This window comes from Mycobacterium sp. NGS39, assembly GCF_059812765.1.
In genome coordinates this window covers 281,322-299,869 of the sequence record NZ_JCALDH010000001.1, presented here as the reverse complement: position 1 = coordinate 299,869, position 18,548 = coordinate 281,322, and the positions used below count along the sequence as shown (strand labels likewise).

The 18,548-nt window shown below is 65.5% G+C and carries 17 protein-coding genes; 9 read left to right on the top strand and 8 right to left on the bottom strand.

The features are described 5' to 3' along the window. Nucleotides 1-138 precede the first annotated feature (138 nt). Nucleotides 139-684 carry a TetR/AcrR family transcriptional regulator gene (locus AC5Y39_RS01460; protein ID WP_500015942.1) on the bottom strand — a complete coding sequence of 182 codons (546 nt, stop codon included), beginning with the start codon at nucleotides 682-684 and terminating at the stop codon, nucleotides 139-141. 106 nt (nucleotides 685-790) lie between these two features. Here AC5Y39_RS01460 and AC5Y39_RS01455 point away from each other — a divergent pair, with 106 nt between their 5' ends. Beyond that, the gene (locus AC5Y39_RS01455) at nucleotides 791-1,723 is read left to right on the top strand and encodes an alpha/beta hydrolase (RefSeq protein ID WP_500015941.1); all 933 of its coding nucleotides are present in this window, start codon (nucleotides 791-793) and stop codon (nucleotides 1,721-1,723) included. A 269-nt stretch (nucleotides 1,724-1,992) separates the two neighbouring features. Here the strand turns inward: AC5Y39_RS01455 and AC5Y39_RS01450 are convergent, their stop codons facing one another. Next, the gene (locus AC5Y39_RS01450; RefSeq protein ID WP_500015940.1) at nucleotides 1,993-3,213 is read right to left on the bottom strand and encodes a cytochrome P450; all 1,221 of its coding nucleotides are present in this window, start codon (nucleotides 3,211-3,213) and stop codon (nucleotides 1,993-1,995) included. A gap of 186 nt (nucleotides 3,214-3,399) precedes the next feature. On the opposite strand from AC5Y39_RS01450, the gene AC5Y39_RS01445 reads away from it, so the two are divergent. Both AC5Y39_RS01445 and AC5Y39_RS01440 read left to right on the top strand, forming a co-directional pair. Next, nucleotides 3,400-3,945, top strand: coding sequence for a TetR/AcrR family transcriptional regulator (locus AC5Y39_RS01445; protein WP_500015939.1), 546 nt, complete (start codon nucleotides 3,400-3,402; stop codon nucleotides 3,943-3,945). A 208-nt stretch (nucleotides 3,946-4,153) separates the two neighbouring features. Then, complete coding sequence (locus tag AC5Y39_RS01440; RefSeq protein WP_500015938.1) at nucleotides 4,154-4,435, top strand: WGxxGxxG family protein; 282 nt, start codon at nucleotides 4,154-4,156, stop codon at nucleotides 4,433-4,435. Between the two features lie 125 nt (nucleotides 4,436-4,560). Here AC5Y39_RS01440 and AC5Y39_RS01435 read toward each other — a convergent pair whose 3' ends face one another. Continuing rightward, the gene (locus AC5Y39_RS01435) at nucleotides 4,561-5,226 is read right to left on the bottom strand and encodes a VldE C-terminal domain-containing protein (RefSeq protein WP_500015937.1); all 666 of its coding nucleotides are present in this window, start codon (nucleotides 5,224-5,226) and stop codon (nucleotides 4,561-4,563) included. A 526-nt stretch (nucleotides 5,227-5,752) separates the two neighbouring features. Between AC5Y39_RS01435 and AC5Y39_RS01430 the strand changes: the two genes are divergently transcribed. Together AC5Y39_RS01430 and AC5Y39_RS01425 are read left to right on the top strand one after the other, a co-directional pair. Then, the gene (locus AC5Y39_RS01430; RefSeq protein ID WP_500015936.1) at nucleotides 5,753-8,053 is read left to right on the top strand and encodes a glycoside hydrolase family 183 protein; all 2,301 of its coding nucleotides are present in this window, start codon (nucleotides 5,753-5,755) and stop codon (nucleotides 8,051-8,053) included. Nucleotides 8,054-8,063: 10 nt separating this feature from the next. Continuing rightward, nucleotides 8,064-8,573, top strand: a complete 510-nt coding sequence (locus AC5Y39_RS01425; RefSeq protein ID WP_500015935.1) for a hypothetical protein — start codon at nucleotides 8,064-8,066, stop codon at nucleotides 8,571-8,573. 6 nt (nucleotides 8,574-8,579) lie between these two features. Here the strand turns inward: AC5Y39_RS01425 and purU are convergent, their stop codons facing one another. Next, nucleotides 8,580-9,467, bottom strand: a complete 888-nt coding sequence (gene purU, locus AC5Y39_RS01420; RefSeq protein WP_500016122.1) for a formyltetrahydrofolate deformylase — start codon at nucleotides 9,465-9,467, stop codon at nucleotides 8,580-8,582. Further along, the gene (locus tag AC5Y39_RS01415; protein ID WP_500015934.1) at nucleotides 9,464-9,850 is read right to left on the bottom strand and encodes an Rv0313 family protein; all 387 of its coding nucleotides are present in this window, start codon (nucleotides 9,848-9,850) and stop codon (nucleotides 9,464-9,466) included. Before AC5Y39_RS01415 ends, purU begins: the two co-directional genes overlap by 4 nt. A gap of 104 nt (nucleotides 9,851-9,954) precedes the next feature. Between AC5Y39_RS01415 and AC5Y39_RS01410 the strand changes: the two genes are divergently transcribed. Continuing rightward, complete coding sequence (locus tag AC5Y39_RS01410) at nucleotides 9,955-11,025, top strand: NAD(P)H-dependent amine dehydrogenase family protein (protein ID WP_500015933.1); 1,071 nt, start codon at nucleotides 9,955-9,957, stop codon at nucleotides 11,023-11,025. 2 nt (nucleotides 11,026-11,027) lie between these two features. On the opposite strand, the gene AC5Y39_RS01405 is transcribed toward AC5Y39_RS01410, so the two are convergent. Together AC5Y39_RS01405 and AC5Y39_RS01400 are read right to left on the bottom strand one after the other, a co-directional pair. Further along, the gene (locus AC5Y39_RS01405; protein ID WP_500015932.1) at nucleotides 11,028-12,650 is read right to left on the bottom strand and encodes an MCE family protein; all 1,623 of its coding nucleotides are present in this window, start codon (nucleotides 12,648-12,650) and stop codon (nucleotides 11,028-11,030) included. Between the two features lie 151 nt (nucleotides 12,651-12,801). Beyond that, a complete protein-coding gene (locus AC5Y39_RS01400; protein ID WP_500015931.1) occupies nucleotides 12,802-14,418 on the bottom strand; it encodes a right-handed parallel beta-helix repeat-containing protein in 1,617 nt (538 codons plus the stop codon). Between the two features lie 67 nt (nucleotides 14,419-14,485). Here AC5Y39_RS01400 and AC5Y39_RS01395 point away from each other — a divergent pair, with 67 nt between their 5' ends. After that, complete coding sequence (locus AC5Y39_RS01395; RefSeq protein WP_500016121.1) at nucleotides 14,486-14,962, top strand: nuclear transport factor 2 family protein; 477 nt, start codon at nucleotides 14,486-14,488, stop codon at nucleotides 14,960-14,962. A 9-nt stretch (nucleotides 14,963-14,971) separates the two neighbouring features. On the opposite strand, the gene AC5Y39_RS01390 is transcribed toward AC5Y39_RS01395, so the two are convergent. Further along, nucleotides 14,972-15,619 (bottom strand): L,D-transpeptidase family protein, encoded by a 648-nt coding sequence (locus AC5Y39_RS01390; protein ID WP_500015930.1) that lies wholly within the window; start codon nucleotides 15,617-15,619, stop codon nucleotides 14,972-14,974. 134 nt (nucleotides 15,620-15,753) lie between these two features. On the opposite strand from AC5Y39_RS01390, the gene AC5Y39_RS01385 reads away from it, so the two are divergent. Both AC5Y39_RS01385 and AC5Y39_RS01380 read left to right on the top strand, forming a co-directional pair. Continuing rightward, a complete protein-coding gene (locus tag AC5Y39_RS01385; protein ID WP_500015929.1) occupies nucleotides 15,754-17,250 on the top strand; it encodes a bifunctional phosphatase PAP2/diacylglycerol kinase family protein in 1,497 nt (498 codons plus the stop codon). A 62-nt stretch (nucleotides 17,251-17,312) separates the two neighbouring features. After that, nucleotides 17,313-18,467 (top strand): oxygenase MpaB family protein, encoded by a 1,155-nt coding sequence (locus AC5Y39_RS01380; protein WP_500015928.1) that lies wholly within the window; start codon nucleotides 17,313-17,315, stop codon nucleotides 18,465-18,467. Nucleotides 18,468-18,548: the final 81 nt, after the last annotated feature.

The following is an 18,548-nucleotide window of genomic DNA, read 5'->3' as shown; positions in this document are numbered from 1 at the left end:
CGAGGCGGCTGTACGTCCGCGATAGGCCCGCAGTTTCATCATGGCAAGCCGCGAGAACAGCATGAGATTGTTAGCTGAGTGGGCTTCACCGCAAGGGCACCAGACCGCACGTCAACTTCCCACTCATAATGAGTGCGACTAGGGCATGGTCCAGCGTGAAGCCAGGGCGTCGCAGATGGCGCGTTGCTCGATTTCGCTCTGGTCATGCATGAGGAGTCCTTCGATGGTGAAAATGCCGATCATCACTTCGGCCTCCACAGTCGCAGGTGAGACTCCCGCGGTCTCTAATTCGTAACGGGCCAGGGCGCCGGTGATCAGATGGAAGTTGTGATGCCACTCCGCTATGGCGGCCGAATGTTCGACGCGGGCGTGCACCGTCGTCACAAGGCGGCTCATCTGGTGTAACTGGCGAACCACCCACAGCAGTCGGGCGGCGATCGGTTCGGTCGCAACTTGTTGGTACTGCGGCCAGACGTCGGCCATGACGCTCTCGAGCACAGCGATCAGGACGTCGTCCTTATCCCCGAAGTACCAGTAGATGGTGTTGGGTGCCACCCCGGCTTCCTTGGCCAGGCGGCTCATCGGGGTGGCGTCGTAGCCAGCATCGATGAACAGGCGCCGCGCTGCCGCGACGATTTCCGCACGCTTCTCGTCGGCGGCTTGCGGGCGCTTGTTCCGCGCCATCACGTCCTCCCGATTGCTGCCCAGGTCACACCCTGTTGAATGCCGTTCAAGACGCTGCTAGGGTTTGCTGAACAGCATTCAAGATACTCGATGGAGGCCACGAACGATGAATCAGCCACCCAGCTGCGTCCGCCACGACGTGACCTTTTTGTCCGAGGGCACACCTTGCGCGGCGTGGCTGTACCGGCCCGAGGGCGTTCAAAATCCGCCCATCGTCGTACTGGCTCACGGGTTCGCTGCCTTCCGCGAACTGCGCCTGGACGCCTACGCCGAACGATTCGCGCAGGCCGGTTACGCCGCCCTGGTATTCGACTACCGGCACTGGGGCGCCAGCGAAGGACAACCCCGCCGGATCTTGGACATCAAGGCCCAGCAAGCGGACTGGCGGGCTGCCATCGCCTACGCCCGCAGCCTGGACGGTGTCGACAACGCCCGCGTCGTCGCCTGGGGTTCCTCGTTCGGCGGTGGCCACGTTCTCACGTTGGCTGCCCGCGACCACGATCTCGCAGCCGCCATCGTCCAGGTGCCCCACGTCACCGGACCTGCCTCAGCGTTCTCTCAATCCCTCAAATTGGTCGCACGCCTCATCGCCGCGGGACTGCGCGATCAGGCCGGCGCATGGCTCGGGCGTGCACCCTACCGCGTGAAGTCCATAGGCAGGCCCGGCGAGGTCGCCATGATGACCTCACCCGGCGCGTATGAACTCGTCGAGGAGATGGCCGGGGGCGAAGCGGCCGAGCACAAGCGCGCGCAACTTGAGGCCGAAAACGACGTCGCCGCCCGCATCGCCCTGCGCGTGCCGTTTTATTCACCGGGACGACATGCCGCCAAGATCACCGCGCCGACGTTGGTTCAACTCGCCACGAAGGACGACGTCACGCCCTACGCCAAAGCCCATAAGATCGTGGCCCGCATTCCGAACGGAGAAGTGCGTTCCTATGACTGCACGCACTTTGAGCCGTACCTGGACCCGTACTTCGACGGGATTGTGACCGACCAGATCGACTTCCTCAATCGACACGTTCCCGTGAAACAGTGAGGCCGTTGCTGGTTCGATTCCCGTCATCGGCTCCACTGTGAGCAGGGCGGTCAGGCCTGAGTCCTGGTTGGCTGTTGGCCCGGTACCTCTCCCGTACCTCGGCTGGTAGCGAAACCGCGTTCGTCGGCGCGAGCAGGGTTGTTCGGAATCGCTGCACCTTTCTTGGAGGATTCCACGAAGGCAGCTTCGAGCGCCCCGGGCGGGGCGCAGACTCGCCGAATGGATCCCGCAAAAGGTGCCAACGATACGCAGCCGAAGTCGAATCACGCCTATTCGCAGGCCAGTTCGAGGCTTTCCAGGCGGCGCACCAGGAGGCTCGGCAGCCACCGCCCTGTTTCGGCGGCTTCGACCATTGACGTGCGCTCAAGGAGCTGACCAATCACAACCTGGGCTTCCAATCGCGCCAGTGCGGCGCCGAGGCAAAAGTGCGCGCCCTTGCCGAACGTGATGTGACCCTTTCCGCCGGACCGGTCTAGTCGGAATGTATCGGGATCGTCGAAGTGGGCTGGATCGCGATTGGCCGCCCCCCATAACAACAGGAGGTGCGAATCCGCCGGGAGTTTTACACCGCACAGCGTCGTGTCCCTGACGACGTGGCGGTAATGGCCTCGAAACGGTGGTTCGTAGCGCAATACCTCCTCAAGAAATGCGTCGAGTAGTTTCGGTTGGTCGCGCACCTGCTGTTGGATATCGGGTCGAGTTGCCAAAAGCCAAGCAGCCGAACCGATTAGCGATGCAGTTGATTCGCCACCGGCGCTGAACAGAATGATCATCATCGCCTGCGCGGTGAGTTCTTCCATTTCACCCGACGCGCACGCCGTGGCCAAATCGCCGAGCAAGTTGTCCTGCGGGTCCGCTGCGGCCTGCTGAAACTGATCGGTGATGTATGCGGCGAGTTCCATAACGGCGATGCCGGCAGCGTTGAGTTGATCTTGGCTGAAAAGACCCTCGACCACCTGAGTCGCCGCGTATCCCCACCGCACGAGCTTGTCGATGTCAGTGTCTGGAACGCCGATGATTCGCCCGACGATCATCATTGGCAGTCGGTTTGCCATGGCGCCCATCCATTCGATGCGCCCGTCTCGCACGTTGGCGTTCCAGAGCCGCTCGGCTGTTTCACGGATGAACGGCTCGAAGGCCCGAATACGCTTGGCTGCCAGTTGCGGAAGCAACGCTTTCCGGTGCACCGTATGCGCGGGCTCGTCGGCGGTGGCCAGCACATGGCTCTTGCCGCCTAACCCTTCCATCTCGAAAGCACCCACCGAGCCGCCAGGCTGATAAGTCATCGTCGCGGTCAGATTCGAGGAGAAGTCTTCGGGGCGAGCGATGGCGTCGTTGACTGCATCCCAGCTGCACACCGCATAGAAAGCGGAATTGCCAATCTGATGCACCGGTGCTGTGTCCAGCATCCGCCGGTAAAGAGGGTAAGGGTCTTGGATGCACTCGTCATCGAACAACTCGATGCCCAGTTGGCCATTGTGGGACGTCATTTATCTACGCTGACCGGCCCCGACTGAGCGCGTCAACCAGTCTGGAGAAGTCGAAATCCAGCGCGAACGCTTCGCATGGCGGCCGTCTCAGGTTGCATCCTCCACCGTGCGTCAACGGTGAGATCTGCTGCTCGTTTCGTCTCAGGTCTGAGACGATATGGATCATGCATTAGGAGGGAAAGATCCGTGGCCCGAGACGATTGGCTCCTTGGAGGCGAGCGCCGCACGGCAGCCGCAGACCGAATCTATGCCGCGGCTACCGACCTGGTCCTGCGGAACGGCTTGGACGCCTTCGACATGGACGCCTTGGCCGCACGAGTGCACTGTTCGCGGGCGACTATCTACCGCTACGCCGGAGGCAAAGCCCAGATCCGCGACGCCGTTCTACTCCGCCTGGCGGCCCGCATCGTCGACTCGGTCCGACGTGCCGTGAAAGACCTGAGTGGCGCGGAGCGAGTGGTAAAGGCAATCACAGTCGCACTCGACCACATTCGATCGGATCCGATACGCCAAATGATGGTTGGGTTGAGCGCCGGTCGTGATCTGACCGAGCTTCCTTCGTCGCCGGTGCTGGGTCGTCTCGCCGCCGACCTCACCGGCATAACCGACGACGACCCGCAGGCGGCCCAATGGATCGTTCGCGTCGTCATGTCGCTGGCGGTCTGGCCAATCGGCGACAGCGAACTTGAGCACCAGATCGTGCGGCGCTTCATCGCACCAGCATTCAACTGACGGGCCCGTCATCGGCTCCGCTTCTGAGCAGGGCAAACTCCCGCGGGTAGCTGCGCATAACGAGAACGAATGTTTCGCAATGATGATGTCCTGGGTATATGAGCGGGCACGACGTCAGGTACGTCGTTGATAGCGGATGAAGTAGAGCAGCTGCTTCGAGGTTTTCTCCCGCTAACCGACTCGACACATCAACTACGAGGGGATCGTCATGCGCAAGGCAATTGCCATCATTTCTACGTCGGGAGCACTGCTGTTCGGGGGTGCGGGCATCGCCCACGCGACCACGCCCAGTGAACCAGCTCCGGCTTCAACCACCAGCTATGTGGCCGCCGACAACAACGACGACAACGACAGCGGCAAGAACGGCCTGTGGGGCCTCATCGGGCTGCTCGGGCTGGGCGGCCTGCTCGGGCTTCGGCGGCGTAACGATGCCGCCCGCGGCACCGGAACCGCTGGGACGACGGGGGCTCCCGGCGGTGGCGTCCGCTAGGAGTCACACGCCGTAGGGACGTAGCGACACCACATTCGGCGCCGCCCGGCTCGCGCACTACGCGCAGCCGATCGGCCGTAAGCGTCGAATGTGGTGTCGCGCGTCGGACAGCCGGTTGCCGCGGCTCAGCGCACGTATACCTCGTCGCCGGTCGGGTAACCGCCGCCGATAGTGGTGACGTGGACGTGGTCGAAGTGGCCGGCCGCACTTCCTTGCGGACCGTTGGGCGTGTAGTAGACACCACGCCAGATCGCGTCCTGGATACCTAACCGATCGGCGTTCTTCAGCACGTACGCGACGATCTGGTTACCCAACTCGATCCCTTCCTCCGAGCTGGGATTCGGAATCATCACGTCGAGCGCCAGGCCGTTGGGATGCCATCTCAGCGCATCCGGCCGCACGCCGCCGATGTTGTGGATCTCAGGAAATATCGCACTGATGCTGCGGGCCGTCAGGATCGTCTTGACCTGCAGCCCCTGCTCCGGTGCAACTCCGGCGGGCAACGCTTGCGGTAACTGAACCACCCGATATCTCGACGCTGCTGCCGGTTGAGCCGGCGGGTCCGCCTCTGCGACCTGGATCAGCGAAGCTGACGCTCGCCCAAGAGGTGCCGCCGCGACGACCTCTGCGCAGCACGGCCCAGGAGTCTCGACCACCGGCTCGACGCTCTCGCTCGCGGCAGAGGTGTGCATGTCTCCCCCGGCGGCGAAAAGCACGGCGGCCGGGGCAATGAAAGCCGCAAATCCGACCGGCGGCTTCCGTCGGGTCTTGGGTAGTGAGTGCCGGCCCACGCCAAGCACCATACGAGGTGACGGGCAATATCACAATTTCATAACGGCGCACCGGCCAGGGCCGGGCGTACCGCTTGCGGAACCCGGGACTTGGGCTCAGCGCCGCACGCACATCTGACCCACCGCAGGAACCCGGCGCCGTGCTGACCAGCAACGCAACGGACACCCAAGGCGGCGAGAGCGGAGGCGCCGCCAGACCCGTCGTCGGCTCTGCCATGGCGGCCCCGACCCGATCCGTAAGGTCCTCTGACGTATCTGGGATGCGCTATGTGTCAGGCGTTTTCATTACGCTGCTCGGCGCCGAAACCGCTCCTAAGCGAATCATCAAGCGGCACAACCGATCAGCCGTCGCCGCAAGTGGCTTCCCACAGCTCTGCCGAGGACGCATTGCTGCGCTGAGTGGCGGCAGTGCGGGCAACAACGGATCGTAGGGCAGCGACGACGGATGTCACTGTTTTCACACCAAACACGCTCTGGTGTGAGACAGTCCTTTTCGGGGTCGGGGCTGCATCATCGAGGGGACATCATGGGCGCTGCGGCATGCATAGGTCGCGTAGGCGGATTGGCCGTGGCGCTGGGCGTCGGGGCCGCGGTCGTGACCGGTCAAGGGGTGGCATCGGCCACGCCGACCGGTTCTGACTCGTCCGCACAATCCGACTCCGGTCAGGGCAGCACGGGCACCGGAGCCGCCGAATCCGGTGGAGCCGTTGAGAAGAAGCCCACGACGGCCGCCGCGCAGGATTCGAACAAGACCGATCCGTCGTCGACATCGAAGACCAGTGTTGGTTCGTCTGCTGCGACACCTCCGGCGAAACCGGGCGACGTGGCCAGCTCCGGCGGCGCACTCAGCAGCCAGCGCATCACCGACACGCTGAGCCGAGTGGCCGACACGTTCGGCAAGATTCGCTCGGGGCTCACCCCGCAGCAGGACGCGCAGAAGCCGCCGTCGCAGGACTCCGACTCCCCCACCGCGCCAAAGACACCGACGAAGACCGGCACGCGGCTCACCATCGGCGACAAGGTGGCGATTCGGAAGCGATCGTCGTCCAACGGCGCAACGGCTGACGCCCCTGACACTGCGAACAGCGGACTTACGTCGCCGTCAGCCTCAGTCGACGCGCGCACCGTCACCAGTGCAGCTCGTGACATCACTTCGACCAAACTGACGCCCCAGCGCCAATTCACTATCGCTGCAACGGCATTGACGGCGGCATACAAGGCGTCGACTGCGGCGGTGACAGTTCCGGCGTCCGCGCCGCAGATCGTGGCGGAGCCGAAGCCGGCGGCGCCGACGACCTCCAACGTGCTCGCGAATGCCTTGTCTGTCTTGGGCATCGGTCCACTTGCCGGCACCGTCCCCGGCGGTCCCGTCGGAGGCCCGATCGCGTTGACGTTGCTCGCGTTGGCAGCACGCCGGGAGACCGAGCAGAAGTTCGCCGAGGCCGCGCGCGTCACCACGACGAGCAGCGCGCCGGTCACCACCGCATTACTCACCGATACGACGCCCACCTCGGCTCTGATGGCGCCCACCGCGGCCGTCAGCATCGACCCGTATCCGGGGACGACGAAGACGCCGACCGCGATCAGCGCCAACACGGACTTCATCGAGTACGTGACAGGACCTGGCGGTTTGAACAAGACCGACGTCCGCTTCGGCATCGGCGGCACCGACGTCGGCACCATGTGGGACAACGGGATCAAGGACGATCCCACCACGCCGGTCAACGAGCACGAGGTCCTCATCGCATTCGGCGACACCTTCGGAAACCCCTATCCGGCCCGCACCGGCTTCTGGCGCATGAACACGTTGTTGCGCACTCCCGACGCCACGCTCAACAACGGCATGTACGTGCCCAACAGCGTGAAGGGAGACATCTACAGCGGAGCGTCGACGATCGCGCCGGAGGGCATCGACCCGAAGGAGATCGTCGACCGCAACAACATCAAGGGCTACGCCAAGGGCACCGAAACCACGATCATCCCGACCGCCGGCATCTCGGTGACCGACGCCAACGGCCACACCCGCCAATACGTCGACTTCATGTCCGTCCGCAAGTGGGGCGCGCCGGGCCAGTGGACGACGAACTACTCGGGCATCGCGTACTCCGACGACAACGGGCAGACATGGCAAGTCGCCGATTCCAGCATCCGCTCCGCGGGCTATGGATACGCCAGCAAGCCCTTCGTGTCCGGTAACCAGCACTTCCAGCAGGGCGCCTACGTGAAAGGTGTGCAGATCGGCGCGGACGGACAGGCCGTGCGAGATGCCAACGGGCAGTTGGTAAACGACGGATACGTCTACTCGTACGGAACGCCGGCAGGGCGGACCGGAACGGTGTACCTGTCGCGTGTCAAAGAGGCCGAGATCCTCGACCAGACCAGATACGAGTACTGGAACGGCAAGACGTGGGTGGCCAACAAGCCCTCGGCCGCCACGGCGATCCTGCCGAAGACGACGGCCCCCGGCTTGTTGGGACTGTTCGGATACAAGACGACCCCCTCGGTGAGCGAGATGTCGGTGCAGTACAACGAGTACCTCGGCAAGTACGTGATGATGTACGGCGACGGAAACAACAACATCGTGGTGCGCACCGCCACGACGCCGCAGGGAACCTGGTCGGCCCCAACGACATTGGTCACCTCAGCGCAGATGCCAGGGTTGTATGCCCCGATGATCCATCCGTGGTCGGGCACCGCGAACCTCGCACCGCAGGACCAGAAGTACCTTTATTGGAACCTGTCGACGTGGGACAACTACGAGGTGCGGTTGATGCGCACCGATCTGACCAAGACGAACCTGGTTCCCAACCCTGCGCTCTCGGTCTGACCTTCGGGCGATGAAGCAGCGCAAGTACGGTGCGGTGGTTTCGGCGGTCGTGGCTGCCGCGGTCGCCGTGGCGCCAGCGGCGAGCGCGGAACCCGCTGTGCCGCAACCAGGTTCGCCGTGTGTGGAGAGCCTCAGCGGTGCGCTGACTCAGCTGCTGGACTACCAGGCGCGCGTGACCACCTATCTGCAATGCCGCAAGCAAGCGGGCGCCGGCTATCAGTGGCAGGTGTTCGACGGCCCCTACCCGAGCGGTGACCGATGGTTCAGCTTCGGGCCGAAGATGATTCTGCACGGTGAAGGGCAGCCCAACCGCGAGATCGAATCCGGCGACTGGACCGCCACCCCGCAAGACGCCGACACCACGTGCAAGGCTGAACAAGTCGGCGTCGTCAGCGCGGGCACAGTCGGCGCACCGCAGGTCGCGACGGGCCAACCCGGACAGCCGCTGAGATTGCGTGTTGTGCCGCTGCTGTTCACCATCGAGCTCAGCGGCGTCTGTCTGTGGCAGAAGGTCGGCTGACCCTTCTCAGAAGACGATCGTCTGGTTGCCGTATCGAATCACTCGATCCTCGCAGTGCCACAGCACCGCCCGTGAGAGCACCGCGCGTTCGACATCCGCGCCCAGCCGCGCGAGATCGTCGACGCTGTGCCGATGGTCGACGCGCACCACGTCCTGCTCGATGATGGGGCCTTCGTCGAGCTCCTCGGTCACGTAATGAGCAGTCGCACCAACGATTTTCACGCCGCGCTCCTTGGCCTGCCGGTACGGTGCGGCGCCGATGAACGCAGGCAGAAACGAGTGGTGGATGTTGATCAGCGGGCAACCGACCTCGGAGAGGAAGCGCGGAGTCAGCACCTGCATGTAGCGCGCCAACACCACGAGGTCGACGTTGCCGCGCAACAGCTCGAGCTGGCGCTGCTCGGCTTGCTCCCGAATCTCCTTGGCGGCCGGTATGTACATGAACGGCACGCCGAACGGGCGGACGTCGTCGGCCAGGTCGGGATGGTTGGCGATCACCATCACCACCGACATGTCCAGCTCGCCGCGACGATTGCGCCACAGCAGGTCGAGCAGGCAGTGGTCTTGCTTCGACGCCATGATCGCCACCCGTTTTCGCTTGGCGGCCTCGGTCAACCGAAAGTCGATGCCGAACTTCGTGGCGACCTGCTGGGCGAACTCCCGCTCCAGCGTCTCGCGGGCCGCGGACAGGCCGGGCAGGTGAAAGATGGTGCGCTGCATGAAGATTCCGTCCGCTTGTTCGGTGGAATGCTGATCCAGCGACACGATGTTGGCACCGGCCTGCGCCAGGAATGTGCTGACGGCAGCCACCAGTCCGGGGCGGTCCGCACACCGCAGCAGCAACCGGCCGATGTCCTTGACGGGCAGGGGGACCCGGCCCTCGGGATACCTCAGGCCGACTCTTCGGTCGCGTCAAGCACGCTGACCGCGATCCCGTACGGCAGGAACCGCACTTTGCGATTGGGATCGGTGTTGGTCTTGTTCGCGCGCAGCGCGTCGAGTTCGGTGGGATACACCTGCTCGATGCGCGCGGCCCCGTCGTCGTCGACGGTGTAGATGGCCCAGACGCCGTCGCCGGTCTCACCGGCGGTTTCCGGCTGCCCGCGCCGGCCCGGTCGGGTGAACTCGTCGAACAGCGTCGACCAGCCGGCACGCTCGCCGGGAAGGCTGAAAAACCTGCCGATCTGCTCGAAGGTGTCGCGCAGTCCCTCGCCCGCCTCGCGGACCACTCGTTCGAAGTCGTCGGGATCGAATCCGAACGGTCCATCCTTGCCCATGACGCCTCCTGACGGCAGCGGTGTTTGCTCCAGTGTGCGCTCAACAGGTTCGATGCGCTACGCAATCCGGTCCATCGGCGCTGCCGCTGGCCTATGCTGTGCGAGTGCTCAACACCAAGCGCTATCGGATCGTCCAGTGGACAACAGGCAACGTCGGCAAGAGTTCGGTGGAGGCGCTCGCCGCGAACCCGAACTATGAAATCGTCGGCTGTTACGCATGGTCGCAAGACAAGGCCGGCCGCGACGTCGGCGAGCTCTGCGGTATCGCACCGTTGGGGGTGACCGCGACCAACGACGTCGACGCGCTGCTCGCGCTGAAGCCCGATTGCGTGGTCTACAACCCGATGTGGATCGACGTCGACGAGCTGGTGCGCATCCTGTCCGCCGGCGTCAACGTGGTGTCCACGGCGTCGTTCATCACCGGACACAACCTCGGCGCCGGCCGCGACCGGATCGAAGAGGCGTGCCGGCAAGGCGGTTCGACGATGTTCGGTTCCGGCGTCAGCCCCGGCTTCGCCGAACTGCTGGCGATCGTCGCGGCCACCGGCTGTAGCCGCGTGGACAAGGTCACGATCGCCGAAGCGTCCGACACCACGTTCTACGACTCCCCCGCGACTGAGATTCCGGTAGGTTTCGGCACGCCGATCGACGACCCCGACCTGCAACCCATGGCAGCACAGGGCACCGCGGTGTTCGCCGAGGCGGTGCGGCTGGTCGGCGACGCACTGGGCGTCGAGTTCGACGAAGTGGTGTGCGAAGCGGAGTACGCCAAGACCACCCAGGACCTCGACCTCGGTTCGTGGACCATCAGCGCCGGGTGCGTGGCCGGCGTCTTCGCCAGCTGGCAGGGACGGATCGGCGGCAAAACCGTCGTCGACCTCAACGTGCGATGGCGCAAGGGGCAGACGCTCGATCCGGACTGGAAGATCGAAGGCGACCCGTGGAAGATCACCATCGACGGAATGCCCACTGTGACAATGCATGTGGGGTTCCTGCCGCCGCCTGACTTCCTCGAGAAGGCCAAGACCATGGCCGACTTCATGGGCCTCGGGCACACGATCACCGCGATGCCGGCGATTCACGCAGTCCCGGCCGTCGTCGCCGCCTCACCGGGCATCAAGACGTACACCGACCTGCCGCTCACACTGCCTCGAGGAACCGTGCGGCACAGCTGAATTCAGCCCGCGGGTGCCAGCATCTGCATCCAGCCTTCGTCGCCCGTTCCGGCCGAGTCGCGCACGGTGTATCGGGTTCCGTCGGGGGCGACGACATCGCCGCTCTGCGGGTTGTAGATCGCAGTGGGAAGCTGCGCCGGTGTGTAGCTGCACGGGTTCGGCTGCTGGCCGCTGCACGCCACGTTGCCCTGACCGGGCCGCGACAGTGGATCGGACAGCGGCGCCGGAGTACCATTGGGCGGCAACAGATTTGCCGGCAACGGGTTCAAGCCGTTGTTGACGCTGGGCGCCGGGATCACCCGACCCGGCTCCACCGGCTGGTCACAACGCGCCGCCGGTGCCGGACAGGTCAGGATCTGGTTCGGATCGCCGTACCACGGGTTGGTGCCCATCGGCACATACGGCTCGTTGCTGCGGCACTCCTGCGGCGTCGCGGCCCGCTTACCCGGCACGTCGGCGCACGGGTAGTTCCGCGCACCGCGAACCACGTTGCCTTGGAAGTCCTTCGGAATCTTGCAGTAGGTGCCCGACGGCAACGGGGCCGGCGAGGTGTCGGCAGGCGCACGCCACTGCGACGGCGGCAAAAAGCCGGTCAGGCACGGCGGCGGACTGTTGAGGGCAGCACCGAAACCCGGCGGCACAGCCTGCAATGTCAACGCAGAGGCGCCGATTCCCACGAACAACGGCCCGAGCGCGAAGTTGATGATGCCGTAACCCGGAAAAATAGAGCCGGCCTCTAGCTGTGCTGCGCCTTGCGGGAAAATCACCAGAGACTGTTCGACGCCCTTGTGGTAGCGCTTGAGCAAGTCGATGACGATCTCGAGGTTGGCCAGTGTCTGCGGCAGCGAGTCGCGCACGTCGGAGAACACCGAGTTGAGTTGATCGGCAGTGGGCGCGGCCTGCTGCAAACCGCTGCGCAGCGCTGCGTCCTGCTCGGCGGCCTGCGTGCCGATCGCGTTCAGGTTCGCCGCCCAGGTTTCGATGTTGTCGCGCGAGTTCACCTGCGAATCCAGGATCGGCGACGAGTTGGCGATGATGTCGTCGACCGGAGTCAAGTTGTCGCGAAAGTCGCCGGCAATCGCGGTGGTCGAATCCACCAGCCGCTGCAACGCCGGCCCCAGCCCACCGACGGCCTGCGACGTCTCGTCCAGCAACGTGGCGATCTTGTCCTTGGGCAGCGCATTCAGCCCCCGGTTGGTGGCATCCAGCGCGGGACCCACGTCCGACGGCACGGTGCTGCGGGTGATGGTCTGCCCGTCGTGCAGGTAGTCCTTGACGTTGCCCGTCGACACCAGGTCCAGGTACTGCTCACCGACCGCCGACACCGAGTGCACGTTCGCCGACGCGTTCGCCGGGATCTTGTACCGGTCGTCGATGCTCAACGTGGCGCGCGCCCCGCGCTCGGTGGGCTCCACTTCGATCACCCGGCCGATCGCGATGCCTCGGTACGTCACGTTCGCCGTCCTGTACAGCCCGCCGGACCGCGGCAACTCGGCGTAGAGGGTGTACTGCCCGATGCCCACCAACCGCGGCGCTTGCAGGTAATAGAGGCCCAGCACCCCCAGCGCGAGCACGGTGAGCACGACGAAGATCACCAGTTGCAGCTTGATGAGCCGGTTCAGCAAGTGCGCTCACTTTCTACCAGAGGCAGTTGCGCGTTATGCGCAGGACTGCAAGCGGTTTCCGGCTCGAAATTCGCTACGGAGGTTACCGCACCCTGTGTGCGCTCGCTGACCTCGGAGTGCTCCGCGACGCTTGACCCTCGCGGTGAAGGCGCTACCGGCTCGCCGACTCCAGTGCGAAGGCCGTCGCGCCCACGATCTCGTTGTCGACCACCTCGTTCTGCACCGACCCGCGGCCCACGAACACGCCTGAATAGTGCTGGCCGCGAACCTCGTTGCCCAGCACGATGTTGCCGGACGAGCCGACGAAATCCAGGTCGATGACGGGTTCGTCAGCCTCGGCCGCGCCCAGTTCGACCCCGAAGAAGTGAAACTGTCCGCTCTGGCCCCGGTTGTTGTCGACGATGGTGTTCTTGGCGACGACGTTGAACAGCGCGGTGCGCACCATCTTCACCCCGCCGCCGAAGTTGCCGACGATGTTGTTGGCGAAGATCTCGTTGTACAGCGCGTTGTCTATCGAAATGCCCGGCAGTTTGGCCATCGACGAGCCGTCGGGAGCTCGGCCCGCCGCGAGCACCGAGTCCAGCTTCAGCACCTCGTCCGGCTGCCCCCAGCGTCTCCCGTTGTCAGCCACCAGGTTTGCCGCGAACACATTCGCGGTGGCGCCGTTGTCGAAGCAGATGCCCTCTTTGGCATTGCCTTCGATGTGATTGCCGACGAACACGTTGGCGATCGCACCGTCGTTGTAGATGCCCGACGACAGGCCGTCACGGATGTTATTGCCCACGATCACGTTCTGCTCCGGATTTTCCAACCGCTGCACCAGCGGCGTGGTGATCACCCAGTAGTTGTCCGGCAGAAAGAACGAGCCGGGGTTGTCGGCGATGTCGGTGCCGCGGCCCGTCAGCACGATGCCGGCGGTCCAGTTGGAATGCCCGGTGAGATGGTCGATCTGGTTGCTGTCCACCAGAGCTTTGGTGACCGGGCCGTGAAGTAGAACGCCGGCGCGCTGCACGTCGTGCAAGCGGTTGGCGTGGATGTCGACGGCCGATGCTCTACCGGTCACCACGATGCCGTTCTGCGTCAGCCCTTGTAGGTCGTTGCCCTCGATCGCGATCCCCGAACCGCCTTCTACCAGAAAGCCATTCATGCCGCCGGTGACGTTGGCGTTGATCACCGCGACGTCACGTGCACCGACGATCTTGACCAACCACAGCGGCGGCGTCGGGCCCGGCTGGATCACCGCATCCGCGAAGTCGACCACGACGTTGTGTCCGGTGATCGTCAGCGGGGTGTCAGCCTGCAGTGTCCGGCTGGCCACGGTGACGTGCGCCGCACCCCCAGCCGTGATCATCCGCTCGAGTTCGGAGAACCGGCTGCCGGTGAATGTCATTGTGCGCACGGCCTGCTGGCGCAGCGCCGGCAGCACCGAGCGGTTGACGGCCACTGTGTCGCGGGCAGTCGACCACGCCGCCATCGCGGTGCCGCTGCCGATCTTCAGCAGTTGCGCGCGCTGATACACCTGCGTGCGGTTGGCGATCTGGGCGGCCAAGTCGCCGGGGCCGTTGTGCAGCGGCGGCAGGTCGAGCTGCTGACGCAACGTGAACGGGTACAGCGGCGCCGCGGCCGGCGCTGTCGGTGAGGCATGCGCACCCGTCGGGGGCGGCTGGCTCTCGACCGCGGCCGGCACCGACGTCGGCGCCGAGCACACGGCGACGGCCGCGACGGTGAAAACGGCGGGCAGCCACATCACCCACCGAAATCTGCGCATGCGCGCATCATCTCACCGCACCCTCGGTTGCCACGCCAGACTCGCGCCAGTTCCCTGCACGCCGGGTTTGTGCTGCAATGCTGAAGTGACCGACACCGCCGCCGACCTGCAAGCCATCGAGCGCGTCAAGTACCGCTACCTGCGGGCACTCGACACCAAGGATTGGGCGGCCTTCGCCGACACCTTGACCGACGACGTCACCGGCGACTACGGCGAGCGGTTGCACTTCACCAACCGCGGAGACCTCGTCGAGTACATGCGCTCGTCGGTCGGTCCGGCCGTGATCACCGAGCACCGCGTCACCCACCCGGAGATCACCGTCGACGGCGACCAGGCCACCGGCATCTGGTACCTGCAAGACCGCGTGATCGTCGCCGAGTTCAACTTCATGCTCATCGGCGCCGCGTTCTACCGCGACACCTACCGGCGCACGCCCCAGGGCTGGAAGATCAGCGCCACCGGCTACGACCGCACCTACGAGGCCACGATGTCGCTGGAGGGACTGAACTTCAAGCTGAAAACCGGTGCGGCGCTGCATATTTGAGCGAACCGATCACTTCGCGATCGCGATCAGCGCACCCGGACGCAGCCACTGGATGATCTTGACCAGGGTGGCGTCGTCGATCGCCACACAGCCGGCGGTGGGGCCGCCGTCGGTGGCGTGCATGAAGAACCCGGCGCCGTTGCCCGGCACGCGTTCCTTGGTGTTGACGCCCATCACCACTGAATGCACGTATTCGGGGATGTCGAGGTTCTCGCTGTCCGAGGTGTCGAAGTGGCACTGCTCTTTCTTGCAGTGCTGGTGGGTGTTGAACGTCGGACTGTGCGGGTCGCCGTCCCACCAGTCGTCCGGACCCACTTGCAGATACGGGAGCCCGCCGCCGGGCGACGGCGCCGTGCCGAACACGTAGTCGAGAGTGAACACTCCCATCGGGGTGGCGGGATAACCGTCCTTGGATTGCGGCGTCATGCCGGCGGAGCCGATGTGCGCGGGAATGCCCGCCGCGACGGGCTGCCAGCCCGCGGCACTGCGCTGCCAGACGTCCATCTTGGCCGACGAACCACCAACGCCGACAACCGAAATCACCTGTGTGGCCCCGCCTACCGAGCGGGCGAACCACGGCGTGTAGTCGGCGCGGCCCGTCGGCGCGGCGACCATCGCGATGACGGTCGCGGCGAGAACAGCCACGAGACGACGCACGCCTCATCGTCGGCACCGGTGTCCCGGCGGGTCAAGTCACGCTTGCGCTACAGCTTGGTCACGGCGCGTCCCGGCGATTCCAACGACGGCGCAGCGTCGCGTTTCCCGGGCGGATGCCCGGGATAGGTTGACGTATGCACTTTCCTGGGCCGCGACGCGACCGCGGGCTGCGGCAGATCACCCGAGGCCTCGGCACTCTGGACGAAAGCGTCTTCGACGCCGTCGCCAACTCCGAAAGCCAATTGCTCGACCTCACGATGCCGCGGCTCACCCGCGCCGCCGACCACTCGAAACTGTGGTTGGCGATCGCAGCCGCACTGATGGCGTCGCGTCGGCCGTCAGCGCAGCGCGGCACGATCCGCGGGGTGCTGAGCTTGGCCGTGACCAGCCTGGTGACCAACCAAGGAGCCAAGCGGCTGCGGCGCCGGCCGCGGCCCAGCTATCTGCGGGTGCCGATCGCGCGCCAGACTCATCGCCATCCCACCTCCAACTCACTGCCGTCCGGGCACTCGGCGAGCGCGGCGGCGTTCGCGGTGGGCGTCGGGCTGGAGAACTCGGTGCTCGGGCTGCTGCTGGCGCTGCTCGCGGGGCTGGTCGGCCTGTCGCGGGTGGCCACCGGCGCGCACTACCCCGGCGACGTGTTCATCGGATTCGGCATCGGGGCATCCGTCGCGGTGCTGGGCGCTCGGGTGGTGCCGCCCGTCGTGCCGCGCAACCTGCCCGCCGCCGAGCCGCTGAAGATCGAGACGCCGCCCCGGCCCGACGGCGCCGGTGTGGTCATGGTGGTCAACCCGGCGTCGGGCGGCGGCGCGGGCGCCGAGATCGCCGCACGCGTCCGGGAAACGTTACCGGCGGCCGAGATCGTCGAACTCGGCCCCGACGACGACCTCATGCCTGCGCTGAAATCGGCCGCACAGCGGGCACAGGTGCTGGCCATCGCCGGGGGCGACGGCTCGGTGTCGTGCGCGGCGGGCGTGGCAGTGGAGGCCGGGCTGCCGCTCGCGGTGTTCCCAGGCGGCACCTTCAACCACTTCGCCAAGGACATCGGCTGCGACACCGCCGACAAGACCATCCAAGCGATCAAGGACGGCAACGTCTTCTGTGTCGACCTGGTGTGCTTCAACGACGACAACATCGTGATCAACACCGCCAGCATCGGCGCCTACCCGAAGTTCGTGCAGACCCGAGAGCGGCTGGAACACAAGATCTCCAAACCACTCGCCAGCGCGTACGCCATGCTGCACACGCTGCGCCACGACGAGCCGGTACGGATCGCGTTCGACAACCGGGAAATCCAGACGTCACTGTTCTTCATTGGCAATTCCGCTTATCTGCCATCGGGGTTCGCGCCGTCACGGCGGACAAGGATGGACGACGGGCTGCTCGACATCCGGATCCTCGAGACGGGCCGGCGGCTGGCCAAGCTACGCATCCTGACGTCGCTGATGCTGGGCCGCTTGGAGCGCAGCCCGCTGTACCACGAACGGCAGGTGCCGGAGTTCAGCTTCCGCTCACTCGACGGTCCGACGACCATCGCGCATGACGGCGAAGTCGGCTCGAAGCACGAGTCAGCCAGCTTCAGCGTGCGGTATCGAGCGCTGGCGGTGTTCCGTCCGCCGCCGCGCCGATAGCCGATAGGGCGCGAATCGGCATTCCGTCGGCGCCCGGGCCCGAATGCTGCGAAGCTGAACGCGTGGCCGGCGCCAGCACCCGGTGGACCGACGCACTGCTCGACAGCAAGCGGCGGGCAGGAGATCCGGTCGCTGACGAGGCCGTCGCCGAGGTCCTCGAAGAAGGCGGCGTCGAGGCAGTCAACGCGGTCATGCAAACCCTGATCCACACCGACCAGCCGGTGCCGCCGGAACTGCCCGACCGCCTCAAGACGTACCTGGCTGACACGTTGCCGTTGCCGCCGTGGGCCGATGCGGCTCGCATCGAGCGGGGACAACGGCTGTTCGAGAAGTGGGGTCTGCACATCTCGTGCTGCTTGTTCTGCGCGTCGCTGCCGTCGTCGTACGCGGCCGCAAACGGCGTCAAGGTGCTCGCCATGACCGCCCGGCTCGACAGCGACGCGCGCCGACGGGTGATGGAGACAGGGCAGTTCTTGGTCGACGTGCTCAGCCTCGGCGGGCTGGACGACAACGGCAAGGGCCGGCGCGTCATCCAAAAGGTCCGGCTGATGCACGCCGCAGTGCGCCACCTGATCAAGGCCCGCAACCAACGACAACCCGGACTGTGGAACTACGAGCAGTGGGGCGAGCCCGTCAACCAGGAAGACCTGGCCGGGACCATGCTCGCGTTCTCCTACGTCGTCGCCGACCCGCTCCGCCGCCTCGGCGTGCGGCTGACCCCTGAGGACATCGACGCGTATCTGCACCTGTGGACCGTGATCGGCCACCTCATCGGCCTGGACGACGACATGCGGGTGTACGACGTCGACGAGGCCGCTGCGCTGGTGGAGATCATCCGGCGACGCCAGTTCGCCGCCTCGCCGGAAGGGCAGCAGATGACGGCGGCGCTGCTCGAGCTGCTGGACAAGATGACCCCGGGCTATTTGTTCGACGACACCATCCCGCCGTTGATCCGCCACCTCGTCGGAGACAAGACCGCCGACCTGATCGGTGTTCCGCGCGACCTCGGAGTCCTGTCCCGCCTGGCCAACTGGTTCTTGGTCAGCGTCCTCGACAGAACCGGAGAACGGTCGCAGCGCTTCGGGCCGATGTCACGGTTGGCCGAACCGTTCGGTCGTGAACTCCTGCGCGGCTTGTTGACGTTGGAACGCCGCGGCGACCGCGCGGACTTCGCCATTCCGGACCACCTCGCCCTCCAGTGGCAGCTGCCGGTGTGACGACGGTGCCGGCCGCGGCACCCGCGCTCGGCAAGACCGTCGGTGAAATGGACTGCAATATCGCCCGGGCGGTGCCACGAT